This is a genomic window from Streptomyces xanthophaeus, assembly GCF_000725805.1.
Taxonomy (GTDB): domain Bacteria; phylum Actinomycetota; class Actinomycetes; order Streptomycetales; family Streptomycetaceae; genus Streptomyces; species Streptomyces xanthophaeus.
The window spans coordinates 96,781-123,494 of record NZ_JOFT01000008.1; the positions used below are offsets into that span (position 1 = coordinate 96,781).

A 26,714-nucleotide genomic window follows, 5' to 3' on the forward strand; every position below is an offset into this window, starting at 1 on the left:
CACAGGGGCGAAATCCGGTCGGAGGGGCGTGCGGAGGACCAAGATCCAGGCAACTTAGGTTAGCCTCACCTAAGTCCTCCGACTTCCTTCCTGGAAAGGCGTCTTGTCATGCGCGCTGCCCTCCTGCCCCGTAAGACCGTACGGCTCGCCGCCCGCGCCGCCTTCGCCGCGACCGCCGCCGTGGCCCTCGCCCTCGGCATGGCCGGCTCCGCCTCCGCCGCGACCTCGACCTCGACCTCGACCCGTACGGTGACCGACGGCGGGACCACCTACCAGCTCAGCCTCACCGCACCCGGCACCGCCTCCGCGGCCGGCCAGAACGTCACGGTCACCGGCAGCGGCTTCAACTCCGCCAAGGGCATATACGTGAGCCTCTGCGCGGTGAGCGGCGCCCCCGGAGCGAACAAGCCCACCCCCTGCCTCGGCGGTTCGGACCAGGCGGGCACCACCGGCGCCTCGCACTGGGTCAGCAACACCTTCGGCGGCACCCTGCCCAACACCTCCGCCTTCGGCCCCGGCGGCAGCTTCAGCGTCACCATCCACGTCAAGGCCGACCTCGGCAACGGCCAGGTCTGCGGCGACACGGTCGAGTGCGCCGTCGTCACCCGCGCCGACCACTTCAACTCCGCCGACCGCAAGTACGACGTCCACGTCCCGGTGAGCTTCAACTAGGACCTCCGGAGCTGCGACCGGCACGTTCCACCGTTCCTGCCCGCCCCCGCGGTCACCTCACGAGGACGTCATGACGACCCAGCACCCCACCACCCCCTCCCGGGCGGGCGCCGCATCCGCGGCCCTCGCGCTCGTGCTCGCCTCGGTGGCGTCCGCCGCCCCGGTCAGCGCCGCCGGACCGGCACGCACCGGACAGGGCGCGGGCGGGCAGCAGTTGACCGTCTACGCCGCCTCCGGCCTGGACCCGCTCGGCGAGTCCGTACGGGTCAAGGGGGCGGGGTACGACCAGTCCAAGGGCGTCTACGTCGCCCTCTGCAAGGACAACGGTGACAACCGGGCCCCGGCCCCCTGCGCAGGGGGCGCCGACATGACCGGCGGCTCCAAGGCCTCGCAGTGGATCGTGCCCAGGGGTGATGCGCACGCGGGCGAGCTGGGCACGCCGTACGGCGAAGGCGGCCGCTTCGACGTGGAGTTGAAACTGACGGCGAAGTCCGAAGGTCTGGACTGCCTCCAGGTGGCCTGCTCGGTCGTCACCCGCGTCGACCACCGTGGCGCCGGTGACCGCTCGCAGGACGTACGGGTGCCCGTCGCCTTCCGGGGCCAGGACCCGGTGGGTCCCGGGGGCGAGGGCGTCGACGTCCCGCAGGGCACCGTCGCCTACCGGGCGGTGGCCCAGTTCACCACGGCGGGCAAACCGCGCGACCTGATGCTGCACCCCGACTCGCGCAAGCTGTACGTCGGTTCGGACGACCTGCCGGACACCGCCGACGTCAACGAGAGCGGGCTGCACGTCCTCGACCCCGCCGACGGAAGGCTGCGCAGCAGCGTCACCCGGGCACCCGGCTCCACGGGCACGCCGGGCCAGCGGGCCGTCCGCCAGCTCATCGCCCCGCTCCCGGGCGACGGGGTGGTCTTCTCCTACCCCGTGCGCGGGATCGGCACGGCCAAGGACGGCGACACCGCCGCCGCGGGCGCGTGGGTGCCGGGCGGCACCGTCACCGATGCCGCCCCGGGGCCGACGCCCGGGACGGTGCTGGTGGCCCAGGGGTCCGTACTGTCCGAGGTCGACGTCGCCACCGCCGCCGTGAGGCGCTCCGTCACCCTGGAGGGGGGCGACGGGTTCGCCTTCGACCCGGTCCGCAAGACGGTCTGGTTCACCGACGCGGGCAACCGGCGGATGTACCGGATCGACGCCGCCTCCTTCACGGTCACCGCCACCGTGCAACTGCCCGCGGGAGAGGGCTACGCGGGCTTCACCGAGGTGGATGCCGAGACCGGGGCGGTATGGGTCGGCCTGGACACCTCCGTCGCCGTCCACGACGCGACGGGCCGGCGGGTGCGCGTACTGCAGAGCACCGACCTGCCCCGGGCGGCGGGGTTCGACGCGGTCACGCACGAGGCGTACGTCGTCTGGCAAGACACCGGGGACGCCTCGCAGCCCGGCAGCGACAACAACGGCGCGCTGACCGTGTACCGCACGGCCGACCTCCAGGAGGCGGCGAAGCCGGTCGTACTCCCCGGAAACCACGGCCAGTCGGGGTTCGCCTCCCTCGTCGTCGAGCCCGGTGGCGGGACGGTCTTCGTCTCCCACCCGGCCGAGGGGCGCATCACCCGTCTGGAACGTTCCGTCTCCCCCGAGGTCACCCAGGGCCCGACGGCCCAGACCGTCACCGAGGGCACCCGGGCCGTACTGACCGCGCACGCGCAGGGGACCCCGGCGCCCACGGTGGTCTGGCAGGTCAGCGTCGACGCCGGCCGGACCTGGCAGGCGGTGCCCGGAGCGGACGCCCCCGTGCACTCCTTCACTGCGCGGGCCTCGGACGACGGGCACCTCTTCCGGGCGGAGTTCCGCAACGCGGCGGGCACCAGCCGCACCGCCCCGGTCACGCTCACCGTGACCCCGGCCGGGACCACGAGCGGTGGCGGTACGGGCGGCAGCGGCGGGCCCACCAGCGGCTCCGGCGGCGGTGACGGCACCACGGGCGGGAGCACAGGCGGGAGCACGGGCTCGGCCGGCACCACCACGGGCGAGGGCACGTCCGGCTCCGCCGGTTCCACCGGTCCCTCCGGCACGGGCGGCGCAGTCGGCTCGGGCGGCTCCGTCGGCTCGGGCGGAACGGTCGGCGGTGGCGGCGCCACGACCACCGGGGGCGGCGCCCTCGCCTCCACCGGCACCGCGGTGGCCGCCCTCGCCGGTGGCGCGGTCGCCCTCACCGCGGTCGGCTGGGCACTGGTCCGCCGCAGGCACCCGGAGGGCACGGCTTGATCCGGGGCACCTCACGAAGCCCGCTCAGGAAGCCCGCTCATGGAGCGCGATCACGGAGTCAGCTCCCGCGGGTCCAGCGGGATCCGCCAGACGTTGCGGCGGTGTACGGATTCCAGTTGGGCCTGGAGCGGGGACGGGGGAACGGCCAGGACGGGGCAGGCCGCGTGCGACATGCAGTAGCGGGCCACCGAGGGCCGCAGGAGGCGGCGCAGCGGGGCGCGTGATCCCGTACCGACCACGAGCAGGTCATCCGGGCCGCGTGCGACGTCCACGAGAGCTGCACCCGGAGTACCCCGGACGGTCAGGCCCGCGAGGGTGACACCGGGCCGCACGGCGCCGAAGGCCGCGCCGAGGACCTCGCGGAGCCTTTCGACGGCCGCGGCGCGGCACTCCACCAGGGCGGCGGTGCCCAGGCCGTTGCGGCTCCCGAGTTCACCGCCCGGTGAACTCCAGGCCAGGACGGCCCACAGTTCGGCGTGGCGCCCGCGCGCCTCCGCCGCGGCCCGGTGCAGCGCGGTCAGGTTCCCCGGGGTTCCGGTCACACCGACCAGGACTCTTCGCACGGCCTCTTCCCCTCTCGTCCCGTCCGACGTCCCCATCAAAGGGCGCCGGGGCGGACGTGGTGCGGTCGCTGACGGCGCTTTGACGCCAAACTCCACGAACCTGACGAGTCCCTGACGCCGTCACGGCTCGCGTACGGCTCGCGAACGGCTCGACGTCAGGAACCCGTCAGGACTCGGCCGGGCGCCGTCAGGGTCGCGTCATGGAGCGGCCACAGGTGCCGGGCCGCGGGGATAGCTTCGATGTCGCGCCCCGGACGCCTCCCCGCACCCGGGGCGCCAACCGCCACTCGTGGTTCCTCAGGGAGGGCCCCATGTGTTTGTTCCAGTACGACGACGACCCCGAGCCTGAAGAACGCGTCCCGGCCGGGCCCCTGTACGTGCCCGTCCGGCCGGGAGGAGCGCACACCGTGGTGCGCCTGTTCCGCACCCCGCTGGGAACGCGTACCGCCGTCGGCTTCACGAGCCCCGACCGGCTTGCCGCCACGCTCGGCGCGGGCGCGCCATGGATCAGGCTCTCCGAGTCAGCGCTGCGCGCGATGTCCGGGCCGCTCGGCGCACCCGTGGTGACCGTCGATCCGACGTTCACCGCCCCCGCGGTCGCCTCGCTGCCTCCGGTCGCCGCTCCGCTGCCGCATGCGTCCCCGTCCGCGGCCAGGAGCGTGTGATGGGCGACGGTGCACTGACCACGGCCGTGATCCCCGCAGCGCAGGCGGGGCCCGATCCCGCTGCCGGGCCCGGGTCCGCAGGCGGGTCCGAGTCCGGGCCCGGTGACGCCGGCCTGGCCATCTGGCCCGCGTCCACGAAGCTCACCGCGCACGGCGGACCCGTGGCCGTCGGCGGCGTGTCGCTGGCGGAGACCGCGGAGCGCTTCGACACCCCCGTCTACGTCCTGGACGAGGGTGAGGTGCGGCAGCGCTGTCGCGCCTACCGGGCCGCCTTCCCCGACGCCGAGATCCTGTACGCCGCCAAGGCGTTCCTCTCCCGCGCCATGGTGCGCTGGGTCGACGAGGAGGGGCTGGGGCTCGACGTGTGCTCGGCGGGCGAGCTGGAACTGGCCGTCACCGCAGGATTCCCGGCCGAACGGATCGTGCTGCACGGCAACGCGAAGTCGCCCCGTGACATCGCGTCGGCGCTGCGGCTCGGCGTGGGGCGGATCGTCATCGACAGCCCGTCCGAGATCGCCCGGATCGCGGCAGCCGTCGGTCCCCACGGGCACCAGAAGGTCATGGTGCGGGTGGTACCGGGCGTCTCGGCCGGCGGCCACGACAAGATCCGTACCGGGACGGACGGCCAGAAGTTCGGCCTGTCCCTCGCCGACGGGGGTGCGCAGCACGCGATCGCCCGGGTCCTCGGCCAGCCGCAGCTCGAACTCGTCGGCCTGCACTGCCACATCGGCTCCCAGGTCTGCGATGTGAAGCCCTATCTGGTGGCGCTGCGCCGGATGGTGGGGCTGATGGCGCGGGTCCGCGACGCGCACGGAGTCGCCCTGCCCGAGCTGGACATGGGCGGCGGCCACGGCATCGCGTACCGGCCGGGCGAACCCGCCCTCGACGTCGCCGCGCTCGCCAGGAAGATGCGCGCCGGGCTGGCCGAGGGCTGCGCGGCCGCCGGCCTGCCGGTGCCGCGCCTGCTGATCGAGCCCGGGCGGGCCGTCGTCGGGCCTGCCGGGATCGCCCTGTACCGGGTGCTCGCCGTCAAGCACACGGGCGGGAAGGTGTTCGTGGCCGTGGACGGCGGGATGAGCGACAACCCGAGGCCCGCGCTGTACGGGGTCCGCTACGCGCCGCGACTGATCGGCCGCCACTCGACGGCGGGCCCGTGCACGGCGACCGTCGTCGGCCGGCACTGCGAGGCGGGCGACGTCCTCGCTGCCGACGTGGAGCTGCCGGGCGACGTCCACCCCGGCGACCTGCTCGCCGTACCCGTCGCGGGCGCCTACCAGTTGTCGATGGCCTCCGGTTACAACCTCGTGGGCCGCCCGGCGGTCGTCGGGGTGCACGAGGGCACGGCCCGGCTCCTCGTCCGGCGCGAGACGCTGGACGACTTCCGCAGCCGGGACATCGGCGGCTAACGGCTGCCCGGCCGCCGGGACGTCCTGCCGGCATCCTGACACCCGGGGTCGGGCGCGCACTCGGCTCCGGCTCCGGCTCCGGCTCCGGGTGTCAGGCGTCCAGGGGACGCCAGGCCGGGCCGTCGCCGCCGTGCCGTACGCGGCCGAACACCACGTCGGCGAAGTGCACGCCGAAGCCGATCGTGCCGGGCTCCGCCAGCTCGGCGACCAGTCGGCGGCGGTGGTCGGCGGTCCGGGCGGGGTCGTGGTCGAAGGCGGCGGACCAGTGGGGGTGGTCGATCTGGAGCGGCGAGTGCACGGCGTCGCCGAAGGCGATCAGGCGCCGCCCGCCCCCGGTGATCACGTACTCGGCGTGCCCGACGGTGTGGCCGGGGGTGAACCGTACGCGTACGCCCGGGAAGACCTCCTCCCCGTCCGTGACCGTCCGCACGCGCGGTGCGAGGGCTGCGACCTGCTCGGTCATGCCCTGGGCCTCCAGGAGGTCGCGCCGGTCCCACTCCGGCTCGGCGACCAGGTAGTCCGCGTGGGCGAACACGGGCCGCTCAGCGCCGGGGGCGGGGTGAACGGCCCAGCCCAGGTGGTCGGCGTGGAGGTGGGTGAAGGCCACGGCTTCGACGTCCTCGGGGCTGCGGCCCAGTTCCGCCAGGCTGTCCGTGAGCGCACCTCCGTGGATCACGGCGACGGGGCCGTCCGGAGCCTCGTGCGCCTGCGGGCCGAAGCCGGCGTCGATGAGCAGTGCGCGGCCTCCGTGCTCCACCAGCAGACCGCCGACGCTCCCCACGAGGTGACCCGTGGCGTCCAGGTACTCCGGGTGGGCCGCCCACACCTCCTCGGTGGTGTCCGGGAGCACCCGCAGCGGCCGGAACCGCACATCGCCGTCCGGCACGTACGACACCTTCGTGTCGCCCAGCCGGATCGAACGGACCCCCGAGGACCGGCTCAGTCGCCGTCGTAGGTCCTGAGCGGTCGTCATATCGGCCATGGGTTCTCCCCTGTGAGCAGCCATCAGGTCGCCGCAGCGTTCCTGCGGCGACGACGCCACCATAAGCATCAAGTTTGAATCATTCAAGCTGCAAATATTTCACCTTGACGGACTTGCTAGGGTGGTGCCATGACGACGCCCCCCGAGCTCCAGGCCATCGCCGAGCGACAGCTGTGCGGCCTGGTGAACGGGCTGGCCCAGCGGATCGCGGAGCACGTGCGGGAGCGCGCCGCCACCCTCGGTCTCACCGCGCCCCAGGCGACCGCGCTGCGGGAGATGAGCGGGCCGATGACCATGCGGGAGCTCTCGGAGCGCATGAGCTGCGAGCCCTCCAACACCACCTTCGTCGTCGACAAGCTGGAGAAGCAGGGCCTGATCGAGCGCCACCCGCACCCCACCGACCGGCGCGCCAAGCAGCTCGTCCTCACCGCCGAGGGCACCGCACTGCGCAGCCGTCTCCTCGACCTCCTCGGCGTGGACTCCCCGCTCTCCGGCCTCGACCCGCAGGAGCAGCGCGTCCTGCACGGCCTACTGGAGCAGGCCCTCACCTCGCCGTAGGCGGCCCGGAGGGGAAGGCGTTGCTAGCAGGGCAGTCGGGGTGGCGGCCAGCCGGCGTCCCAGCGCCAGGCCGCCCAGGCTCCGGCCTCCGCGAACGCCCCCGCCCGGTCGGTGAGCATCGCCATCACCTGGGCGCGGGCGCGGTCCACCTCCTGGTGCTCGGTGTCGGTCACGACGCCCAGGCGCCGGACCTGGGCGTACTCGTCCTCGTCCTTCCACTGCCAGCTGGTGAGGTCGGGGGCGACGACGAGGTCGACGACCAGGTCGAAGGTGTCGAACCCGGCTCCGGTACGGGTCGTCGGGCGCTCGAAGTTCACGTACCAGTTCCGCAGCCGACGGCCGCGCCCCGCGCCGTCCGGGACGAAGAAGGCGTTGACGCTGAACCAGGCCGCGGGCTGCTTCCACAACAGCAGCTCCGTCTCCTGCCACCGCGCCGCCGCGAGCTCCCACTCCCCCGTCGCCATGGCGTCGATCGCCGCCGTCCGCACGGAGCGGTCCCCCTCCGCGCGGGACTTCGCGTACAGGGACGGCCACCGCACCTCCGCGCCCGGGCAGCAGGCCGTGACGAGCGCTGCGTCCGAGTCGGCGACGACCCGCAGGGCCTGCTCGCTCCACACCCGGCCCCGGTGCACATCGCGGCGTACGGCCGTCTCCCCCGCTTCGAACCGTCGCACCGGCCCCTCCTCCGCCCGGTCCCGGCCGGAGGGTCCGGCGGGCAGGGCCCCTCCACCCCAGCGCGTTCGGCACGCCCGGGCAAGCCCCCGCCCGGGTGAGCGTGCGGGCGTCGCGGGGACGGTGTGCGCGCTGAGACATGCGACGGGGCACTGCGGGTCAAGTCCGGGGCGCGCAGGGCCCATAACGTTCCGGTGTTCCGCGGGCACCACGACGTCGGCACCCGTACGCCGACGTCCGCACCCGCCCCCGCACACCCCGATTCCGATAGGCGAAGACCCGATGTCCCAGCGCACCACCACCCGCTTCCTCGCGGTGTCCCTCCTCACCGCGTCCCTCCTCACGACCATCGGGGCCACCACGGCTCACGCGGCCCCCACCGGCTACGACGCCGCATGCCGCAGCAAGGTGACCGAAGCCCGCGACTGGCTGAAGCTCTACGGCCGCGACCCGCGCACGAACGACCCGCGCAAGGTCCTCGAAAAGATCGACGAAGTCCTGCCCCTGATCAACGGCCAGGTCGCGCACCAACTGCTGCTGCTCCGGGGCAACGTGTCGATGAAGTGCTTCTTCTAGAGGCCCCGACAGAAGCTGACGGCCATACCGGTGATGTCGTCAGCTTCGCCGAGGCCCCACCATCACGGCCCTGCCCCTGCGTTTGCCCTGTGCGTCGAAGACCTTGAAGAGTCCGCCGTCCCCGGCCTCGTCCTGGTGGTACAACCCGTGGGACTGGCGCGTGAGACGGCCGGGTACGGCGAGCTCTCCCCACGGTCGGCACAAGGGCCGCCCAGGAGCTGCCGGTCGTGCAGGGCGAAATCACCGCAGCAGCGAGCCGCCAGTGGCTGCGCCCGTCGTCGGACGGTCCTCAACCGTCGAACGGGTCCTCCAGCTTCGGGATGCACGGAGACAACAGCGCCTCCGTGTGCTGCGTGATCGCGCCCCGAGTGAGCCTGAGTACGCGTACCTCGTTCTCGTGGTCCGGGTCCTCGTCGTCGCGCACATGAAGCAGCCCGTACGAGCCGGGTGCCACCGCGGCCACATGCTCGAACAGGCCGATGACGTCCGTTGACGAGCGGTGGTTCGCCATGCCTCCCAGGTGGATGAACGGCTGCCCGTTCATCCACCTGAGGTCGAGGAGGTAGGGGCTTGCCATCCGGGCGATGCGAAGCCGGAGCTCATCGACGATCCGGCGCAGCCGGACATCGTCGTCGTCGCCGGCCGCGGTCTCACTGATCGTGATCCACCCGTGGTATTCGAACACACCTCGATCCTAGTCAGACCGGTCCCGGGTCAACGCTTCGGCCAGGGTCACTGCGGGGCAGCCGAGGAGTGCGGTCAGTGTCCGGCGCTGGCGGTCCGTCAGCGGGCGCAGGAAGACCGCCGCGTCGGCGCCGGTCCGCTCGCATGCGGCGGCTGCTTCGCGGGCCTTCCCGTAGCCGAGGAGCGTCTGCGGAGAGAGGGGCAGGGACATCTTGGCGGCGCCGCCGTGCGACACGCCCCGGCGCTGCACGATCCGCCCCACGACCCGGACGCCGTGCGCGGTCAGGTCAGCGGCAGCCGCGTCCATGAGCGCGGCGAAGTCCTTCTGCTTGGCGGAGAAGAAGCCGACGAGTACGGCGTCCCGCCCCACAGGCAGCGGGGGCGACGGCTCGTCGCGGGGCCGCGGCGGTGCCGCGCGGCGGGCCGGACGGCGGTCGCGTCCTCGGGTGTGGTGCACGGCCGACAGGCTAGGTGTCCCGCCGCGTCGAGCGACAGGCGTTTTCCTGTGGCGCTGTCGATCGCCGCGGATCCCGAAGACGCGCAGCACCCACTGGTCGAGCCGGGTACCGAAGTCCGCCGCCGACCCGAGGTCCGATGCCGGCAGGGTCCCGGCGTCGTCGGGGTCCGCGGCGAAGTCCACGTCGGCCCAGCCGCCCCGGTGTCCCGTTCGCACCTCTGCCGAACCTACTGGTTCGGGTCGAAGGGGATTCCCGCCGGTTTGGCCTTCGCGAGGTGGGAGGCGAAGGAGCCGTCCTTCAGGCCGAAGTGCGCGCTGCCGAAGTCGGCCTGGCTGAGCTTGTCGCGGAGGGTGGCCGGGTAGCCCGACCAGCCGACGAGCGCGGGGTACTGCCAGGCCCGGCGGTGGTTCTCGGGCGGCTCGTCGTTGCTGTTCGCCGCGCGGAAGCAGTGCGTGCCGACGCCGTCCTTGTGGTAGACGATCTTGGGGTGGGTGCCGTCCCAACGGATCTGGTCGCGCGCATGGATGTCGAAGTCGCCGTGGGCGGAGGTGGCGACGTACTTCGCCTCGCCGCCCTGGATCCACACCACCACGTGCTCCCAGTCGTGGCGGTGGCCGCCGAGGGGGATGCCGGGGATGGCCTGGTCCTTCTCGAAGTACAGGGCGTAGACCACGGCGCACCAGCCGTTGTTGCAGGTGGCACGCGAGTAGCCGTTGGTGTTGGCGAGGTCCGAGGCGTCGCGGCAGTTGCCGTTGAGGGCGCCGGTGGGGTTGAGGCCGCTGTTCAGGACGCCGGTCGGGCCGATCGCAGGGGTGGGGTAGCAGCCGTCCGTGTCGTAGTCGTACGCCGGCTGGAAGGTCAGCTCGATGGCTTCGGCGTTGACGGGGAGCGCCGGGGGCGGGGCCGCGAAGGCCGTCTGGGGGACGGCGATGACCAAGGCCAGGGCAGCGCCGATGACGGCGGATGATCTCCGGATGTGACGACTCGTCCGCAATGCAGGCCTCCGGGCGGGGCGGTTCAAGGGGATCGGGGTGGTTCGGGTGGTTCGGGTGGTTCGGGCGCGGTTCGGGAGGGTTCCGGGCAGGCGTGCGGATCCCGGCCACGCCGGCCGGTGCACCGGGAGCATCATTCGCGAACCTCGACGGCACAGCAAGGGGCGCGGCGCCACCCGTTCCACGGTGGCCTGAAGTCCCAACCTGGCTGATTTCAGAGGTGGTTGCAGCGATGCGCGCACGCGCACCGGCCTCGCCGCCGCAGCCCCGGCCCGGCACCGGTCCCGCCCCCCTCCGCGCCCGGCTCTTCGAGCCCGGCCGCGTGCGTCGCAGACGCCTCCCGGAAGCGCATCGTTCCCGGGCGAAACAGTGACATGCCTCACAGGGGGTCCGAGGATCACGGAAGCATTACGTCCACTCAGGTCTCACCGACATGTCGAGATTTGTCCAACTGGAGTCGACATTCCCCCTCTCCACCGAAATGACCATCTCAGGGAATGGGACGGCGTGACGCAACTTGCCATGTCACAGCTGTTTCTGATGGCCGTCAGGCAGCCCGCGCGGCCCGCCGCGCACCCGGCCAGCATGACTGTCCGCCCATTTCAAGCCCGGTGCGCGGCGCCGCCGCGCGGACCGGCGGCGAGACTTGCCAGCCCCTCGGAGTGCTTCTAAGAATGGCGGCCCGCCCGGCGCTCCAGCAGCTCAGGCGCAGGACGCTTCGCAAGAAACCAAGTGAGGTCACGTATGCAGAAGCACCGCAAGAGGAAGCACTACAAGAAGATCTCCATAGCCGCCGTCACCCTGGGCATCGTGGGCATACCCACGGCTGCGATGGCGTGCCTGGACACCCAGGAGACGGGTACGCGTACGGCGAGGGCCGCCGCAGAGCAGAGCCTTCGCCCCTCCCTCAGCATCCCCTCGTTCGACACTCCCCCGCCCAGCGAGCCGGTGGAGAACCAGGCGGCGCCCGAGGCCGCCCCGGTCGCCACGCCCGAGCAGCCGGCACAGCCGACGGAGCAGCCCGCGCAGGAGCCGCAGCCGACGCAGCCCTCCGCCGAGGCCCCGAAGCCCCCCGCGGCCACGAAGCCCGCCAAGCCCGCCCCGGCCCCGTCGACGGCCCCGGCCTCCCAGCCGCCGACCGCCGCGCCCTCCGGTCCGACCGCCGAGGTCGTGGCCCTGGTCAACAAGGAACGCGCCAAGGCCGGCTGCTCGGCGCTCACCGTCAATGCGAAGCTGACGGCTGCCGCGCTGAATCACAGCAAGGACATGGCCGCGCACTCCAACATGTCACACACCGGCTCCGACGGCTCGGACCCGGGCCAGCGCATCACCCGCGCCGGCTACAGCTGGAGCACCTACGGCGAGAACGTCGCCTACGGCTACAGCACGCCCGAGCAGGTCATGACCGGCTGGATGAACAGCCCCGGGCACCGGGAGAACATCCTCAACTGCTCCTTCAAGGAGATCGGCGTCGGCCTCGCCCAGCCGAACTCCTACTGGACCCAGGCCTTCGGCGCGGCGCGCTGACACCACCGGACCGGCCTGCCCGTCGGCCGGCGGCGACCGACCGGACCGCCGACCGACGGGCGGGCCTGCCGACCGACAGAACGAGCCCTTTGCACCGCTTGCTCCGTATGTCACCCTGACGGGGCGCGCCGGGTCACCACTCCCCTGGCGCACGACGCACGCCCCACGCCCCGGCCGGCCGTCCGACCGGCCTGCCGACGGACACGGAACACGCCCATGCCCCTGCCGCACCCTTCCCGAGCGGTGTCCGCCGCCCTCGCGGCCTGCGTGACCGCCCTGCTGGCCGCCTGCGCTCCCGAGGCCGCCGCCGGTCCTGCGGGCCCGCCACGGACGGCAGGGGCGCCCGCCACGGCCACCGCGTCGGCTGCAGCCCCGGCCACGGTCGCGGCCCCCGCCACCGCCCCGGCCGACCGCGCAGCGGCCCAGCCCACGCGCACGGCCGCGCAGGAGCCGTCCCCGGACGCCACCGCGCGGCCCCCGGAGTCCCGGCTGTTCATACCCGCGGCGGGCGTCGAGGGGCTGCGCGTGGTCCCGTACGAGGGCACCACCGACGACGCCCCCGGCACCCGCATCCAGGACCTCGGCGTGGCCGCCAGCCCGTACGGGAAGCGGGGCGGGGTCGGACCGGGTCAGGTCGGGAACTTCCTGGTCACGGCGCACCGGCTGTCGGCGGGCGGCCCGCTGCGCGACCTGCCCGCCCTGAAGGAGGGCGACGAGGTCCGCGTGACGGCGGGCGGCGAGGTGTACACGTACGAGATCGTGGCGACCCGTGAGACGTCCTTCCGGTCGGAGCGCTCGCTGAGCGAGCAGCGCGCCGCCGTGCCGGGCGAGCCGGGGGCGACCCCCGCCCGAGCCATGATCACCCTCTCCACCTGCGCGACGCCCGAGGACCACGCCGAGGGGAACTACTGGAGCGACGCCCAGGGCAACCCCGAGCACCGCATCGACAAGATAGGCGTGCTCCGCGAGACCTCCGCCGCCACGCCCACGCCCGCACCCGCCCCGGCCGGCTGATACGACCGCGACGGCGGGGAGCACGGCCCTTTCGGACCGCGCTCCCCGCCGTCGGGGTGTGCGAAGGGGTGCGCAGGCCGTCAGCGCACCGGGACCACGTCCCGCGCCGCGATGAAGCCGGGGCGGCGGACCGGGGCCGCGAAGGGCTCCTCGGGAGCGTTCTCCACGCTGTTGAACACGAAGAAGACGTTGCTGCGCGGGTACGGCGTGATGTTGTCGCCGGAGCCGTGCATCGCATTGCAGTCGAACCAGGTGGCCGAGCCCGCCTGGCCCGTGAACAGCCGGATCCCGCAGGCGTCCGCGAACTTCGCGAGCGCCTCCTTCGAGGGCGTGCCCGCGTCCTGCATCTGCAGGGACCTCTTGTAGTTGTCCTTCGGCGTCTCGCCCGCGCAGCCCAGGAAGGTCCGGTGCGAGCCGGGCATGATCATGAGCCCGCCGTTGGTGGGGTAGTTCGGGGTCAGCGCGATCGACACCGAGACCGTCCTCATGCGCGGCAGTCCGTCCTCCGCGTGCCAGGTCTCGAAGTCGGAGTGCCAGTAGAACCCGCGGGCGCCGAAGCCGGGCTTCACGTTGATCCGGGACTGGTGCAGGTAGACGTCCGAACCGAGGATCTGCCGCGCGGTCCCCACCACCCGGGGGTCCGCCGCGAGCCGGGCGAAGGCCTTGCTGATCCGGTGCACCTCGAAGACGGAGCGCACCTCCTGGGAGGAGCTCTCGACGATGGAGCGCTCGTCGGCCCGGATCGCGGGGTCGGCGACCAGGCGGTCCAGCTCGCTCCGGTAGACGTCCACCTCCTCGGGCGTGATGAGCTGCTCCACCGGGTGGAAGCCGTGCCGCTCGAAAGCCTCCAGCTCCCGCCTCCACAAGGGGCCGGGGGTGCCGGGGCCGGACCACACGACGGGGTCCTGGCGGCCGATCAGCGCCTCCTCGGCGCCCCTGGTCGGGTAGACGTCCGCAATGCGCTCGGTTGTGGTGCTCATGGTGTTGCCTGCCTCTCCTCTCGTCATCCGTGTCGGTGCCGGTGCCGCGCCGGGTCCGCGACCCTCAGGCGTGGTCCGGCTCGGTCAGCAGCGGGTAGACGCCGTTCTCGTCGTGGTCCTCGCGCCCGGTGACGGGCGGGTTGAAGACGCACAGGCAGCGGAAGTCCTCCGCGACGCGCAGGGTGTGCCGCTCGTGGCCGTCGAGCAGGTACATGGTCCCGGGCGTGATGCGGTACTTCTCGCCCGTCTCCTCGTCGGTGAGTTCCGCATCGCCTTCCGTGCACACGACGGCCTCGACGTGGTTCGCGTACCACATCGACGTCACGGTCCCGGCGTAGAGCACCGTCTCGTGCAGGGAGAAGCCGACGCGCTCCCGGGCGAGGACGATGCGCTTGCTCTCCCAGGTACCGGACGCGGCCTTGACGTGCCGTTCGGTGCCCTCGATGTCCTTGAAGGAACGGACTATCACTCTGATCTGCCTTTCTCCACGTGCGGCAGGCGGCATGCGGCATGCGGGCGTGCCATGCGGTCTGCGGCATGCCGCACGTGACGTACGAAGTGCGCCGGCCGTCAGGCCGTTTCGTGGACCGAGCGCGTCAGGATCTCCAGGCCTTCTTCCAGCTCCGCGGACGACACGGTGAGCGGCGGCAGCAGCTTCACCACCTCGCTCTCGGGCCCGGAGGTCTCGACGAGGAGGCCGTTCTCGTAGGCGCGTCGGCACACCTCGCCCGCCCGGTTCCGGTCCTGGAACTCGATGCCCCAGACCATTCCCTTGCCCCGGTGGCTCGCGCCCAGGGCCGCGTCGGAGCAGAGCTCGCTCAGGGCCGCGTCGATCCGGGCGCCATGGAGGAGGGTGCGCTCGCGCAGGGCGCCGTCGCGCCAGTAGGTGTCCAGGGCGGCGGTGGCCGTGACGAAGGCGGGGTTGTTGCCGCGGAAGGTGCCGTTGTGCTCGCCCGGCTCCCAGATGTCCAGCTCCGGCTTGAACAGGCAGAGCGCCATGGGGAGTCCGTAGCCGCTGATGGACTTGGACACCGTCACGATGTCCGGTGTGATGCCCGCGTCCTCGAAGGAGAAGAAGCTGCCGGTGCGGCCGCAGCCCATCTGGACGTCGTCCACGATGAGCAGCATGTCGCGGCGTCGGCACAGGTCGGCCAGCTGTTGCAGCCACTCGGGGCGGGCGACGTTCACGCCGCCCTCGCCCTGGATGGTCTCCACGATCACGGCGGCGGGCTGGTTCAGGCCGGAGCCCTGGTCCTCCAGGAGGCGTTCGAACCAGATGAAGTCCGGCGTCTGGCCGCCGAGGTAGTTGTCGAAGGGCATCGGCGTGGTGTGCACCAGGGGGACGCCCGCGCCGGCCCGCTTGAAGGCGTTGCCCGTCACGGCGAGCGAGCCGAGGGACATGCCGTGGAAGGCGTTGGTGAAGGAGACGACCGCCTCGCGTCCCTTGGCCTTCCGGGCCAGCTTCAGCGCCGCCTCGACGGCGTTGGTGCCCGTCGGGCCGGGGAACATGACCTTGTACGGGAGACCGCGCGGGCCCAGGATCGCGGACTGGAAGGCCTCCAGGAAGTCCCGCTTGGCGGTCGTCGACATGTCCAGGGCGTGGGTGATGCCGTCGCGTTCGATGTAGTCCAGGAGTGCGCGTTTGAGGACCGGGTTGTTGTGGCCGTAGTTGAGCGATCCGGCTCCGGCGAAGAAGTCGAGGTAGTCACGGCCCAGCTCGTCCTGGAGCCGGCTGCCGCTCGCCTTCTCGAAGACGGTCGGCCAGGCCCGGCAGTAGCTCCGCACCTCCGACTCCACCGTCTCGAAGACACTCAGAAGCGGCTCTGTGATGGTCAATGCACTCTCCTTGCACGTTGTACGGCGTGGCTCCGCCGTGCGGGAACGCCACGCGGGGTGGTGCGGTGGACCGGCGGTGAAGGCCGGCGGCCGGAAGGCCAGTGGGTCCAAAGGTCGGGGGCCGGAACGTCAGGGGGCCGGCAGCGTGATGCGGTGCAGCACCTCGGCGGCGTGTGCGTCGCTCCCGGGGAAGTCACCTGGGGCGAAGAGCAACTCGCGGGTGAGCGAGGCGCCGTGACGCTCGGCGTACGAGGCGAACAGCTGCTCCGAGGCGGTGTTGCCGGGCTCGATGGTGGTCTCCAGGACGCGCAGGCCTGCGTGCCGTCCGGCCACGCGGGCGGACAGCCCGTCGAGCAGGGCTCCGGCCACTCCCTGTCCGCGCAGGGCCGCGTCGACGGCGACCTGCCAGACGAACAGGTTGCCGGGGGCGTCCGGGCGGCGGTATCCGCTGACGAATCCGACGGGCCGTCCACCGGTGTCGCGGGCGACCACGGAGGTACCGGCGAAGTCACGGCACCAGAGGAGGTAGCTGTACGAGGAGTTCAGGTCCAGGACCTTCGAGTCACGGGCGATGCGCCAGAGGGAAGCTCCGTCTTCCACGTTCGGGCTGTCGAGGGTCAGCTCCCCGGGAAGTTCCAGGAAGCCTCTTCGGCTGCGGGTCAGGTCTGCAGGTGCAGGGGTCATGCCGAGGCAAGTTACCCAGCGCGAGCGCAAATTGCATGGGGCTGGAGGGTTCCATGCGGCGACGGGGCGTGATAGATGGCGAAGCGGGCTCAGGCTCCGTGATCACCTCCGCTCGCCGTTGGGATGTACGGATTTAAGCGCAGATAGCCACCCAACTAGAGAGAATGTAACGAGACGATAACATCTTCACCTCCGCCAGAACTGCCCTTGTAATGGCCGCCACTTCCCTCCCCGAGACCGTTTCACTTGCACAGGACCGGGCAGGTGCGACCCCCGCGTACGTCCACACGCGGCGGAGGCCGGCCCCCGTGTGGGGGCCGGCCTCCGGCGCTGGAACTGCTGCCGCTGGTCAGGCGGCTTCGCCGACGAGCTCTTCCAGTACGTCCTCCATCGTGACGAAGCCGATGACCGACGCACTGTCGTCGGTGACGGCCGCGAGGTGGGTCCCGGCGGCGCGCATGGCGTTCATGGTGTCGTCCAGCGGGGTGTCCCGGCCCACCTGCGTGACGGTGTGCAGGGCCGACGGCGGGAACGGCGCCGCCCGGTCGGCGACCCCGAGGGCGTCCTTGATGTGGAGGAAGCCCATGATCTCGTCCTGGGCACCGATGACGACCAGGCGGGAGAAGCCGTGGTCGGCCGCGGTGCGCTCCAGGCCGCGCGGGGTCACGCCGAGGGCGACGGTGACGAATTCGGCGCGGGGGATCATGATCTCGCCGACCGGTCGCTTGCCGAGTTCGAGGGCGTCACGCAGGCGTTCGCCGTCCTCGGGACCCAGGAGGCCGGCGGCGCTGGAGTCCTTCACCAGGCGGGCCAGTTCGTCGTCGGTGAAGACCGAGCCGACCTCGTCCTTGGGCTCCACCTTGAGCAGCCGCAGCAGCGTGTTGGCGAAGGCGTTGATGCCGAACACGAAGGGCCGCAGCGCCCTGGTGAGGGCCACCAGCGGGGGGCCCAGCAGGAGCGCGGTCGGCGCGGGGGCGGCGAGGGCGATGTTCTTGGGCACCATCTCGCCGATGAGCATGTGCAGGTAGGTCGCCGCGGCGAGCGCGATGACGAAGGCGATGGGGTGGACCAGCGCCTCGGGGACACCGATGGCCTCGAAGGGGGGTTCCAGGAGGTGGGCGATGGCCGGTTCGGCGACCGCGCCCAGGACCAGGGAGGAGACGGTGATGCCGAGCTGGGCGGTGGCCATCATCGCGGAGAGGTGTTCCAGGGCCCACAGGGTGGTCCTGGCCCGTCGGCTGCCCTTGAGGGCTCCGGGTTCGATCTGACTGCGGCGGACCGAGATCAGGGCGAATTCGGCGCCGACGAAGAAGGCGTTGGTGACGAGCGTCAGCGCGCCGATCAGCAGCTGGATCGCGGTCATCGGCCCTCCTCCCCGGAGTCGGTGCCCTCCGAGGGGGCGGCGGGTGCGGTGACCGTCACGCGGTCGGCACGGTGGTGGTCTATGTCGAGGACCAGGAGGTCCCAGCCGTCGACGGTGACGTGGTCGCCCTCGACGGGGATCCGCGCCAGGCGGGTGGCGACCAGGCCGGCGAGGGTCTCGTACGGGCCTTCGGGGACGGCGAAGCCGATCTCGGCCAGCTCGTCGAGACGGACGCTCCCGTCCGCCTCCCACACCTTGCGGCCGTCCTGCTCCGGGGCCGTGATGAGGTCGGGGACCTCGACCGGGTCGTGTTCGTCGCGGACCTCGCCCACGACTTCCTCGACGATGTCCTCGACCGTGACCACGCCGGCGGTGCCGCCGTACTCGTCGATCACCACGGCCATGGTGCGGGCCTTGCGGAGCCGGCCGAGCAGGGTGTCGACGGGCAGGGAGTGCGGCACCAGCACCGCCGAGGTCATCAGCTCGGACACCGGCGTGACGGAGCGCTTGTCCTCGTCGAGGTCGAGCACGTCACGGATGTGGACGGTGCCGACCACCTCGTCCAGGCTGTCGCGGTAGACCGGGAAGCGGGACAGGCCGGTGGCCAGCGTCAGGTCCGCCGCGTGGGCGGCGGTGGCGCGGAGCTCCAGCGCCTGGACGTCGATCCGCGGGGTCATCACGTTCTCCGCGGTCAGCTCGGCCAGGTGCAGCGTGCGCACGAACAGTTCGGCCGAGTCCGCCTCGATCGCACCCTCCCGGGCCGAGTGGCGGGCCAGGGCCACCAGCTCCTCCGGGGTCCGGGCGGAGGCCAGCTCCTCCGCGGGCTCCAGGCCGAAGCGGCGCACGAGGCGGTTCGCGGTGTTGTTCAGGTGGCGGATCAGCGGGCCGAACGCGGCCGTGAAGGCGCGCTGCGGGCCCGCGACGACCTTGGCGACGGCCAGCGGGCGGGAGATCGCCCAGTTCTTCGGCACCAGCTCGCCGACCACCATCAGTACGACGGTCGACAGGGCGACGCCCAGCAGGGTCGCGGTGGTCGACACCGCGCCGGCGGGCAGGCCGATGGCTTCCAGCGGGCCGCGCAGGAGGGCGGAGACGGAGGGCTCGGCGAGCATGCCGATGACCAGCGAGGTCACGGTGATGCCGAGCTGGGCACCGGACAGCTGGAAGGTGAGCCGCTTGGCGGCCTTCAGGGCGCTTTCGGCGCCGCGCTCACCGGCCGCGGCAGCGCGTTCGAGCTCGCTGCGTTCGACGGTGGTGAGGGAGAACTCGGCGGCGACGAACACCGCGCACGCCAGAGTCAGCGCCAGGGCAAGGAGCAGCAGCAGGACTTCGGTCACCGTGCCACCCCCGCTCCCGGCTGAAGAATCTGCGGGCAGGACGTGGCACGGCATGGACTGGGAGGTTCACCCATTGCGGGTCTTGCACTCCATTCGCTTCTCGGCGGACCTCACACGGCCCGGGCTGCTGCTGGTTACGGACAGTATCCGCAACTCGATGGTAAAGGGCAAGCAAATTCCGACGCCGCCGGGGTGGGCCCCTGCCGGTCAGGGGCCGGTACGGGCGGGGAAGGTGAAGGAGTAGCCCTGCGCAGCGAGCCAGGGGAGGTACTGGGACAGCGCCGCGACGGTCTCCGCGCGGTCGCCGCCTCCGTCGTGGAAGAGCACGGTGGGCTGGGCGGGCAGCCCGTTCTCCACGGTCGAGAGGATCGCGGGCAGGCCGGGCCTGCTCCAGTCCTTGGGGTCGACGCTCCAGCCCAGGGGCCGCATGCCGCTGGCGGCCGCGATCGCACGGCTTTCGGGGGTGAAGGCTCCACCCGGCGCCCGGTAGTAGTCGACGGGGACGCCCGGTGCCGCCTTCTCGATCATCGCCTTGGCGTCGAGGATCTGCCGGCTCTGGTAGGCGACCGGCTTGTGGTCCATCGTGACGTCGTGGTCCACGGAGTGGTCGCACAGCCGGTGTCCGGCGGCGGCGACCTGGCGGACCAGCTCCGGGTGCGCCTGGGCCTGCGTGCCGATCATGCAGAAGGTGGCCTTGACGTCGTTCTTCCGCAGCACCTCCAGCACCTGCGGGGTCCAGCGGGGGTCGGGGCCGTCGTCGATCGTGATCGCGATGTCGCGACCGGCCCCTTCTGCGAGACGGGATATCCCGGCGGGCACCTGCGGAGCCGCTTGCGGTGCCTGCGGTGCCTGCGGTGCCTGCGGTGCCTGCGGTGCCTGCGGCTGTACGGGACCGGAGCGGGGAGCGTCGGGCGCCTGACCCGGCGTACCGCTGCCCGCAGCGGCCAGAGCCGGTGCGCCCGCGGCGGCCAGCAGGCCGAGGACGGCTGCCGTCACGGTGAGGCCCGCACGGCGGCGGCTTCCGGAGGTGGTGATGCCCATGAATGCGCTCTTCCCTAGTCCTCGGCCCCCCGTGGAGCCGCGTCACCGGACCAGGCTAGGCGGGCGGCGGGCGCGCCTCCTGGGCCGAAGGGCCCCAGTTAGCCCGTTTTGCACGTGATGTCGGCCACTGCCCCTGCTCTCTGCCCCTGATCGGCATCGACGGGCCGGTCGGCTGAGCCGACCGGCCCCCCTCCGACGCCCTCCGATCAGCCGGTCTCCACCCCTGTCACGGCAGGACCCGGTGGCGGCGGCACGGCGCCGTCACGGACGGCGGCACGAGCCGCCGGCACCGACCCGGCGAGGTGCTCCCGGAGGAAGGTGTACAGGACGGCCTTGTTCTCGGCGGTCCGCGCGTTGTCACCGGCTCCGGTGTGGCCGCCGCCGGTGTTCTCCCGCAGCAGGACCCGGTGGCCGAGTTCGCGCATGCGGGCGGCCATCTTCCGGGCGTGCCCGGGGTGCACCCGGTCGTCGCGGGTGGAGGTCATCAGCAGCAGCGGCGGATAGTCCGCATCGCCCGTGAGCCGGTGGTACGGGGAGATGTCGCTGAGGTGGGGGCGGTCGGCCTCGGAATCGGGGCTGCCGTACTCGGCGACCCAGGACGCGCCCGCGAGCAGGCGGTGGTAGCGGAGCATGTCCAGCAGGGGCACTTCCGCGACGACGGCACCGAAGAGGTGCGGGTAGCGGGTCAGCATGGCGCCCATGAGGAGGCCGCCGTTGCTGCCGCCGGACGCGCCGAGCTGGGGCGCGGTGGTGATGCCGCGGGTGACGAGGTCGGCGGCGACCGCGGCGAAGTCCTCGTAGGCCCTCGGCCGGTCGGCGCCGGACGCGGCCCGGTGCCAGGCGGGGCCGTACTCGCCGCCGCCGCGGATGTTGGCGATGACGTACGTGCCCCCGTGCTCCAGCCAGGCCCGGCCGGTCAGTGCGCTGTAGTACGGGGTCAGGGAGACCTCGAAGCCCCCGTACCCGTACAGCAGGGTGGGCGTGGGCCCGGTCAGGGCGTGGTCCGGGCCGATGACGAAGTAGGGCACCCGCGTGCCGTCGGCGGATTCCGCGAAGTACTGGCTGACCCTGAGTCCGGCCGTGTCGAAACGGGCCGGTGCCTGCTTGAGGACCTCCGTCTCGCCGCCGATCTCCCCGCGGTAGAGGGTGGAGGGCTGGAGGAAGCCGGAGACGTCCAGGAAGTACTCGTCGCTGACGTCCGGATCGGTGTCCACGACGGTGGCCGAGGACAGGGCGGGGACGTCGGCGAGCGGGGTACGCGTCCACTCGCCGCCGTCCGCCCCGGGCGTGAGGACCTCGATCCGGGTGGCGACGTCGTGCATCGTCTGCAGGAGCAGGTGGTGCCGGGTCCACGAGTGTCCGGCGAGCGCGGTGTGCGCGTCCGGCGTGAACAGCACCTGGGCCGTGCGGTCGCCGTCGAGGAAGGCCTCGAAGGGGAACGCCAGCAGGGAACCGGCCCGGTGGCCGAGCCAGTCGGACTTCGGCGTGACGATGAGGTGCTCGCGGTGGGCGTAGGCCCGGGCGTCGTCCGGTACGTCGATCCGCACCAGGTGGCCCTTCGCCGTCAGCAGGTGGCGTTCGGTCCGGAAGAAGTCCAGCGACCGGGCGACGAAGCTCCGCTCGAAGCCCGGCGTCGTGTCGTGCCAGCCCGACACGGACACGTCCCCCGGCTCCCCCTCGAAGACGAGTTCGGCGTCCTCCAGGGCGGTGCCGCGCCGCCACCGGCGCACCGTGCGCGGGTAGCCGGACTCCGTGAGTGAGTCCGGTCCGGTGTCGGTGCCGATGAACACGGTGTCGGCGTCGATCCATCCGATCGACGTCTTGGCCTCCGCGACCTCGAAGCCGCCGTCGACGAAGGACCGGGTGGCGAGGTCGAACTCACGGACCACGACCGCGTCCCCGCCGTCGCGGGACAGCCGCACCAGGGCCCGGTCGCAGTCCGGGTGGCGCACGGTGGCACCGGCCCACACCCACTCCTGCCCCTCCTCCTCGGCGAGCACGTCGATGTCGAGGAGGAGCTCCCAGTCGGGGCTGTCCTTGCGGTACTCCTCCAGGCCCGTACGCCGCCACAGGCCCCGCACGTGTCCGGCGTCCCGCCAGAAGCTGTAGAGGTACGGCCCGCGGCGGACCGGGTAAGGGATCCGGTCCGCCGCGTCCAGCACCTCGCGCAGGCGCCCCTTCAGTCCGGCGAATCCCGGGCCGCCGGTCAGTGCGGCGTCCGCCTCCGCGTTGCGTTCGGCCACCCAGGCCAGCGCAGCCGCACCCTCGACGTCTTCCAGCCAGACGTAGGCATCATCAGCATCGGTCACGGACTGCATTGTGCCGGTCGAGCGGACCGCGCGTGCACGCTCCCGGTGGCGCTACGGCGGCCCGTGGTCCTGCCCTCCCCTGCAGGGCAGGCCGGGCAGCGGGTGCATCACGTGCTCAGGAGCACTCCCACATGGCCGCCTGGGTGCCGGACGAGGTGCTGAGGCCCGGCATGTCCAGGCACATCCAGGTCGGGGAGCCGCTCGGGGTGGTGGCGCTGATCCAGTAGCCGCGGTCGCCGGTGATGTTGTCCGTGTCCCACCACTTCTGGTTCAGGGCGCCGGAGCAGTCCCACTGGATGAGCTTGGCGCCCCTGCGGGCCACACCGCCGGAGATGTCCAGGCACTTGCCGGAGTTGGCGTTGCGCAGCTGGATGAACGAGCCCCCGTCGGTGACCTCCGCCTTCCACAGCTGCTCGCTCGCGGTGCCGCATTCCGCCTGGACCACCGGGGCGCCGTTGTCGTTCGAGCCGCTCTTCACCTTCAGACACATGCCGCTGTGGTAGTTGGCGATCTCGTACCGGCTGCCGCGCTTGCGCAGCTCCCACAGCTGGTTGGGCGCCAGCTGGATGCCCAGGTCCGAGGCGGTCTGCCCGGCGGGCGCGGTCCCGGTGCGGGCCTCGGCGGCGGTCGTGGGCAGGAGGGTCGTCCCCGCCACCGCGATCAGGGCGACCAGGGCCGTGCGGAGGGACGTGCGCTTCGTGAGGACCATGCTGAGTGCCTTTCGTACGGGCGGCCCCGCCCGGATGCGGCGGGGCCTGTGCGATGGAGGTGGCGCCGGTCCACGGGGGACCTGACCGGCGCCGTGCCCACTCTGTCCGGCGGCCCGGTCCGCGCACATCGTGGAAGACCACGAACACGGCGCTCCACCCGTTCTCGTGGTCAGTCCCGCGGCGTTTCCCCAGAGGCGTCCGGCGCGGCCAGGCCCACGGCGAGCTGGGTGCGCCGGGTCACCTTCAACTTCCGGTACGCGCTGGTGAGATGGGATTCCACGGTGCGCCGGGTCAGGTGCAGCGCCTCGCCGATCTGCGCGTTCGTGTGCCCCAGGGCGGCGAGGTCGACGACGCGCCGCTCGGCTCCCGTCAGGGCGCTCGGGCCGGTCCGGGCCCGTGTCGTGGTGCGGGCGTTCGCGGCGCGCAGCGCTGCCTGCGTCGCACGCAGGAGCCGGCCCGTCGGCGGCGCCGCCGACGGGCCGTGACCGCCGGCCGGGGAGCCGTGCGGGCTGTCCGGGCTGTCCGGGCCGTCCGGGCCGTCTTCGGGGGTTGCGTGGGAGCCGCCGTCATCGGGCGGGGACAGCAGGCGGGCCGCCTCGGCGTCGGCCCGGCGCAGGTCGTCGCGGCCCCGGCGGCCGAATCCGGCCTCGATGCGCGCCCGTCCGAGGTCGATCAGGGTCTCGATGCGTTCCACCGGTGCGGGCGCCCCCTCCAGCAGGGCGGCCGCTTCCACGAGCGAGTCCAGGCCCCGACGGCCGCCGACGGCCGCGGCGTGGGCCCGCAGCGCCCGGCCGACCGTACGCGGTGTTCCCCAGCGGCGGGCGTGGCACAGTTCCTCCTCCGCCAGCTCCCGGGCCCGGGCCGCCCGGCCGAGACGGACCAGGGCGAGGGCCGCGCCGGAGCGCCAGGGCGTGGCCACGGGACTGACGAAGTCGCGGGCGCTCTGGCCGGTGCCGCAGGCGAGGTGGTCGTCGAGTGCAGCCTGCCAGCGTCCTTCGATGCCGTGCAGCAGGGCGCGTGCGTAGCGCAGTTCGTTCCACTCCCAGGAGCTGTCCGCGGTGCTCAGGTCGGGTACGGACAGGAGCTGCCAGGCCTGGTCGCGCAGGCCGAGTTCGTACCGGGCGAGCGCCACCATCGAGACCAGGTGGGGCGCGCGGATGCCCCGTCCGGTGCAGGTGTGTGCCAGGAGGGTGTTCTCGGCGACGACCCGCCGGAAGTCGCCCGCCCAGAGCGCTGCCTCCGCGCGGGCGCTCAGCAGGCACTGCAGTCCCGCGTCCGTCAGGTCGGGCGGCGCGGGGGGTGCGGGCAGCCCCTGCCCGGCGAGGGTCCGGACGTCCTCCAGCTGGTCCGCCCACTGCAACAGGGTGGCGGCGCTGCCCAGCCAGGCGGTGCGCAGCCGCGGGTGGACGGGGGCGGCGGCGAGCCGGGGGCGGATCCGGGCCAGTACCTCCGCCGCAGAGAGGACGCCGGCACCGGTCTCGTACTCGGTGATCAGTGCGCAGACCAGTGGTTCGACGGCGGCCGGGGCCGTGGGGGCGAGGGCGCGCAGCCCTGCCACGGCGTGGCGCCAGGCTACGGCGTCGTGCGAGGAGATGAGGGCGGTGACGGTCCGAAGGACGTGCACCAGTTCGTCGTCGTCGGTGCCGCTGCTCGCCCGGTGCAGGACGCTCAGCGCACTGTCCGTACGGCCGCTGGCGGCGAGGGCCGCACCGAGGGCGGGTGCGGCGGCGGCGCGTTCCTGGTGGTCGGGGTGCAGGTCGAGGCCCGTGCGGAGCCTGCGGATGCCGGCCTCGGCGCTGTGCGGGAACTCCAGGGAGCCCAGGCGCAGGGTGAGGTCGGCGCACCGGTCCTCCGGCAGGGGCGGCTCTGCCCGTAAGGCGTGGCGCAGCAGGGCGGCTGCCGCTTCGGTGTGCCCGGCCCGTACGGCGTCGTCGGCCGCGTCCTCGAGGCAGCGCACCATCCACGGTTCGCGCGGACGGTCCAGGCGCAGGAGCCGGGCTGCGACGGTGGCGGCGGGGGCGCCGCGATCGTGGAGCAGCCGGGCGGCGTGGGTGTGCAGGGCGGCCAGTTCGGCGGGGTCGGCGGCGTCCAGCACGGCGCGCAGGGCGAGGGGGTGGGAGAGCATCCGGGCCAGGCGGGATGCGGCGGGCGCGGCCGTGTGACGGGCCGGGCAGAGCGCCAGGGACTCTGCGAGCAGGGCGGGGCCGGTGGCGGTTGCGGTGGCGGGCGAGCACTGGGCGGTCGCGGCGAGGGCGAGGAGGATGTGGCGGGTTCCGGCGTCGGCGCGGTCCCGGACCCAGCGGGCGACCGCGGCGCGGTAGTGGGTGAGGGGGGCGCTGCCGGGATCCGGTAAGGCGGGGCGGGCCGGGTCTGCCGGGGCTGCTTCGACCGGACCGACGACGCCAGGAAGGTGCGGGCGGCCAGGCCGGTCGGCGAGGTGGGGCCGGTCGGCGAGGCCAGCGAGGTCCGGACGGTCGGCCGCATCGGCCGGACCCGCCCGGCCCGCCGGATCGGCCGGATCGGCCAGGTCCGCCAGGAGGGCCTGGACCAGGGCCGGGTTGCCGCCGGTGGCGTCCCGGCACAGGGCGCGCTGTTCGGGGGCGAGGCCCCGGTCGCGGGCGAGCCGGGTGACGGCGTCGGGCCCGAGCGGAGGGAGCGGATGGCACGCGCCCGTCGTCCGGGGCAGCCAGGTGACGTCGGCGTGCTCACGGCATTCGGTGACCAGCAGCAGGACCGGCAGCCCGGCGATCCGGCGGGCCAGGTAGCCGGTCCAGCGGCGGGAGACCGGGTCCGCACAGTGCAGGTCGTCGACGGCCAGCAGCACGGGCCCGGCCTCGGCGGTCCGGGCCAGCAGGTCCAGCAGCTGGTGGAAGACCTGCTGTTCCTGCTCGGCGCCAGGTTCGCCGAAGGGGATGCCGTCGGCGGCGGGGAAGACCTGGCGCACGAGGGCGAAGGGGAACCCGGTCTCCTCGGGTGCGCAGCGCGCCGACAGCACGCGCATGCCGTCGTCGTCGGCCGCCCGGCGGACGACGGCGTCGAGCACGGCGGTCCGTCCCCGGCCGGGCGGCGCGGCCAGCATCAGCCAGCTGCCCGTCCCGGCGCGCGCCCGGGCCAGTGCGGTGGCCGCGGCCCGGAACACCTCGTCACGTTCGACCAGTACGTGTGCCACGTCCGCCCTCCCACACTGCTGCCGACGGCTGCGTGCCGCCCGTGGCGGCCCGGTGGGCGCCCGTAAAGAATCATGAAGGGACGGAGCGCGGGAAGTGGGATGATCTTCGGTCAGATTTGCCTGAAAGGGCATCAGTCGGGCCATGTCAGCCAAATCGGCGGCGGATTGACCGGATCTGGAGCCAGGGCGCACCCACTCCACCCGGCGGATCATCCATGGCGAGCGAGAGGCTGCACGCCGGCACCCTTTC

At 72.9% G+C, this 26,714-nt stretch carries 24 protein-coding genes; 8 read left to right on the forward strand and 16 right to left on the reverse strand.

The window, feature by feature from the left end:
• Positions 1-108: 108 nt before the first annotated feature.
• Together IO30_RS0100450 and IO30_RS0100455 are read left to right on the forward strand one after the other, a co-directional pair.
• Entirely contained in the window at positions 109-672 is a 564-nt protein-coding gene (locus IO30_RS0100450) for a hypothetical protein (protein WP_031137998.1), read from the forward strand.
• Between the two features lie 70 nt (positions 673-742).
• A complete protein-coding gene (locus tag IO30_RS0100455) occupies positions 743-2,938 on the forward strand; it encodes a hypothetical protein (RefSeq protein ID WP_031137999.1) in 2,196 nt (731 codons plus the stop codon).
• 50 nt (positions 2,939-2,988) lie between these two features.
• Here IO30_RS0100455 and IO30_RS0100460 read toward each other — a convergent pair whose 3' ends face one another.
• Entirely contained in the window at positions 2,989-3,501 is a 513-nt protein-coding gene (locus IO30_RS0100460) for a universal stress protein (protein ID WP_234321416.1), read from the reverse strand.
• 311 nt (positions 3,502-3,812) lie between these two features.
• Between IO30_RS0100460 and IO30_RS0100465 the strand changes: the two genes are divergently transcribed.
• A complete protein-coding gene (locus IO30_RS0100465; RefSeq protein ID WP_031138003.1) occupies positions 3,813-4,166 on the forward strand; it encodes an SAV_915 family protein in 354 nt (117 codons plus the stop codon).
• A complete protein-coding gene (gene lysA, locus IO30_RS0100470) occupies positions 4,166-5,572 on the forward strand; it encodes a diaminopimelate decarboxylase (protein WP_078904464.1) in 1,407 nt (468 codons plus the stop codon). Before IO30_RS0100465 ends, lysA begins: the two co-directional genes overlap by 1 nt.
• A gap of 91 nt (positions 5,573-5,663) precedes the next feature.
• On the opposite strand, the gene IO30_RS0100475 is transcribed toward lysA, so the two are convergent.
• On the reverse strand, positions 5,664-6,545 hold the full coding sequence (locus IO30_RS0100475) for an MBL fold metallo-hydrolase (protein WP_031138007.1): 882 nt from the start codon (positions 6,543-6,545) through the stop codon (positions 5,664-5,666).
• A 138-nt stretch (positions 6,546-6,683) separates the two neighbouring features.
• On the opposite strand from IO30_RS0100475, the gene IO30_RS0100480 reads away from it, so the two are divergent.
• Positions 6,684-7,112 carry a MarR family winged helix-turn-helix transcriptional regulator gene (locus tag IO30_RS0100480; RefSeq protein WP_031138009.1) on the forward strand — a complete coding sequence of 143 codons (429 nt, stop codon included), beginning with the start codon at positions 6,684-6,686 and terminating at the stop codon, positions 7,110-7,112.
• 23 nt (positions 7,113-7,135) lie between these two features.
• Here IO30_RS0100480 and IO30_RS0100485 read toward each other — a convergent pair whose 3' ends face one another.
• Positions 7,136-7,786, reverse strand: a complete 651-nt coding sequence (locus IO30_RS0100485) for a ribonuclease FAU-1 family protein (protein ID WP_031138011.1) — start codon at positions 7,784-7,786, stop codon at positions 7,136-7,138.
• 280 nt (positions 7,787-8,066) lie between these two features.
• Between IO30_RS0100485 and IO30_RS47505 the strand changes: the two genes are divergently transcribed.
• Entirely contained in the window at positions 8,067-8,360 is a 294-nt protein-coding gene (locus IO30_RS47505) for a hypothetical protein (protein ID WP_031138013.1), read from the forward strand.
• Between the two features lie 289 nt (positions 8,361-8,649).
• On the opposite strand, the gene IO30_RS0100495 is transcribed toward IO30_RS47505, so the two are convergent.
• The 3 genes from IO30_RS0100495 to IO30_RS0100505 form a co-directional block, all read right to left on the reverse strand.
• Positions 8,650-9,045 carry an Imm7 family immunity protein gene (locus IO30_RS0100495; protein WP_031138015.1) on the reverse strand — a complete coding sequence of 132 codons (396 nt, stop codon included), beginning with the start codon at positions 9,043-9,045 and terminating at the stop codon, positions 8,650-8,652.
• Between the two features lie 9 nt (positions 9,046-9,054).
• Positions 9,055-9,501 (reverse strand): HflX-like GTP-binding protein, encoded by a 447-nt coding sequence (locus tag IO30_RS0100500; protein WP_237403284.1) that lies wholly within the window; start codon positions 9,499-9,501, stop codon positions 9,055-9,057.
• 227 nt (positions 9,502-9,728) lie between these two features.
• The gene (locus IO30_RS0100505; RefSeq protein WP_031138018.1) at positions 9,729-10,496 is read right to left on the reverse strand and encodes an NPP1 family protein; all 768 of its coding nucleotides are present in this window, start codon (positions 10,494-10,496) and stop codon (positions 9,729-9,731) included.
• Between the two features lie 742 nt (positions 10,497-11,238).
• On the opposite strand from IO30_RS0100505, the gene IO30_RS0100510 reads away from it, so the two are divergent.
• Positions 11,239-12,021: a CAP domain-containing protein gene (locus tag IO30_RS0100510; protein WP_031138020.1), complete on the forward strand. Its 783-nt coding sequence runs from the start codon at positions 11,239-11,241 to the stop codon at positions 12,019-12,021.
• A 216-nt stretch (positions 12,022-12,237) separates the two neighbouring features.
• Complete coding sequence (locus IO30_RS0100515) at positions 12,238-13,035, forward strand: class E sortase (protein WP_078904466.1); 798 nt, start codon at positions 12,238-12,240, stop codon at positions 13,033-13,035.
• An 80-nt stretch (positions 13,036-13,115) separates the two neighbouring features.
• Here the strand turns inward: IO30_RS0100515 and thpD are convergent, their stop codons facing one another.
• The 10 genes from thpD to IO30_RS0100565 all read right to left on the reverse strand — a co-directional run bounded on the left by thpD (position 13,116) and on the right by IO30_RS0100565 (position 26,464).
• The gene (gene thpD, locus IO30_RS0100520; RefSeq protein ID WP_031138024.1) at positions 13,116-14,015 is read right to left on the reverse strand and encodes an ectoine hydroxylase; all 900 of its coding nucleotides are present in this window, start codon (positions 14,013-14,015) and stop codon (positions 13,116-13,118) included.
• Between the two features lie 64 nt (positions 14,016-14,079).
• Positions 14,080-14,484 (reverse strand): ectoine synthase, encoded by a 405-nt coding sequence (locus IO30_RS0100525; RefSeq protein ID WP_031138026.1) that lies wholly within the window; start codon positions 14,482-14,484, stop codon positions 14,080-14,082.
• Positions 14,485-14,585: 101 nt separating this feature from the next.
• Complete coding sequence (gene ectB / locus IO30_RS46255; protein WP_031138028.1) at positions 14,586-15,851, reverse strand: diaminobutyrate--2-oxoglutarate transaminase; 1,266 nt, start codon at positions 15,849-15,851, stop codon at positions 14,586-14,588.
• Positions 15,852-15,980: 129 nt separating this feature from the next.
• Positions 15,981-16,535: a diaminobutyrate acetyltransferase gene (gene ectA / locus IO30_RS46260; protein WP_078903635.1), complete on the reverse strand. Its 555-nt coding sequence runs from the start codon at positions 16,533-16,535 to the stop codon at positions 15,981-15,983.
• A 349-nt stretch (positions 16,536-16,884) separates the two neighbouring features.
• Positions 16,885-17,898 carry a hemolysin family protein gene (locus tag IO30_RS0100540; RefSeq protein ID WP_031138032.1) on the reverse strand — a complete coding sequence of 338 codons (1,014 nt, stop codon included), beginning with the start codon at positions 17,896-17,898 and terminating at the stop codon, positions 16,885-16,887.
• On the reverse strand, positions 17,895-19,235 hold the full coding sequence (locus IO30_RS0100545; protein ID WP_031138034.1) for a hemolysin family protein: 1,341 nt from the start codon (positions 19,233-19,235) through the stop codon (positions 17,895-17,897). Before IO30_RS0100545 ends, IO30_RS0100540 begins: the two co-directional genes overlap by 4 nt.
• Before the next feature lie 207 nt (positions 19,236-19,442).
• Positions 19,443-20,276, reverse strand: a complete 834-nt coding sequence (locus tag IO30_RS0100550; protein WP_107066815.1) for a polysaccharide deacetylase family protein — start codon at positions 20,274-20,276, stop codon at positions 19,443-19,445.
• A gap of 206 nt (positions 20,277-20,482) precedes the next feature.
• Positions 20,483-22,594, reverse strand: coding sequence for a prolyl oligopeptidase family serine peptidase (locus IO30_RS0100555; RefSeq protein WP_078904467.1), 2,112 nt, complete (start codon positions 22,592-22,594; stop codon positions 20,483-20,485).
• Between the two features lie 106 nt (positions 22,595-22,700).
• Positions 22,701-23,294: an RICIN domain-containing protein gene (locus IO30_RS41595; protein ID WP_051901750.1), complete on the reverse strand. Its 594-nt coding sequence runs from the start codon at positions 23,292-23,294 to the stop codon at positions 22,701-22,703.
• Between the two features lie 170 nt (positions 23,295-23,464).
• The gene (locus IO30_RS0100565; protein WP_031138041.1) at positions 23,465-26,464 is read right to left on the reverse strand and encodes a helix-turn-helix transcriptional regulator; all 3,000 of its coding nucleotides are present in this window, start codon (positions 26,462-26,464) and stop codon (positions 23,465-23,467) included.
• Positions 26,465-26,714 lie beyond the last annotated feature (250 nt).

Coding starts and splice junctions, on each gene's coding strand:
- IO30_RS0100450 (WP_031137998.1), top strand. CDS start 109: ATGCGCGCTGCCCTCCTGCCCCGTAAGACCGTACGGCTCGCCGCCCGC.
- IO30_RS0100455 (WP_031137999.1), top strand. CDS start 743: ATGACGACCCAGCACCCCACCACCCCCTCCCGGGCGGGCGCCGCATCC.
- IO30_RS0100465 (WP_031138003.1), top strand. CDS start 3,813: ATGTGTTTGTTCCAGTACGACGACGACCCCGAGCCTGAAGAACGCGTC.
- lysA (WP_078904464.1), top strand. CDS start 4,166: ATGGGCGACGGTGCACTGACCACGGCCGTGATCCCCGCAGCGCAGGCG.
- IO30_RS0100475 (WP_031138007.1), bottom strand. CDS start 6,545: ATGACGACCGCTCAGGACCTACGACGGCGACTGAGCCGGTCCTCGGGG.
- IO30_RS0100480 (WP_031138009.1), top strand. CDS start 6,684: ATGACGACGCCCCCCGAGCTCCAGGCCATCGCCGAGCGACAGCTGTGC.
- IO30_RS47505 (WP_031138013.1), top strand. CDS start 8,067: ATGTCCCAGCGCACCACCACCCGCTTCCTCGCGGTGTCCCTCCTCACC.
- IO30_RS0100510 (WP_031138020.1), top strand. CDS start 11,239: ATGCAGAAGCACCGCAAGAGGAAGCACTACAAGAAGATCTCCATAGCC.
- IO30_RS0100515 (WP_078904466.1), top strand. CDS start 12,238: ATGCCCCTGCCGCACCCTTCCCGAGCGGTGTCCGCCGCCCTCGCGGCC.
- thpD (WP_031138024.1), bottom strand. CDS start 14,015: ATGAGCACCACAACCGAGCGCATTGCGGACGTCTACCCGACCAGGGGC.
- ectA (WP_078903635.1), bottom strand. CDS start 16,535: ATGACCCCTGCACCTGCAGACCTGACCCGCAGCCGAAGAGGCTTCCTG.
- IO30_RS0100540 (WP_031138032.1), bottom strand. CDS start 17,898: ATGACCGCGATCCAGCTGCTGATCGGCGCGCTGACGCTCGTCACCAAC.
- IO30_RS0100550 (WP_107066815.1), bottom strand. CDS start 20,276: ATGGGCATCACCACCTCCGGAAGCCGCCGCCGTGCGGGCCTCACCGTG.
- IO30_RS0100555 (WP_078904467.1), bottom strand. CDS start 22,594: ATGCAGTCCGTGACCGATGCTGATGATGCCTACGTCTGGCTGGAAGAC.
- IO30_RS41595 (WP_051901750.1), bottom strand. CDS start 23,294: ATGGTCCTCACGAAGCGCACGTCCCTCCGCACGGCCCTGGTCGCCCTG.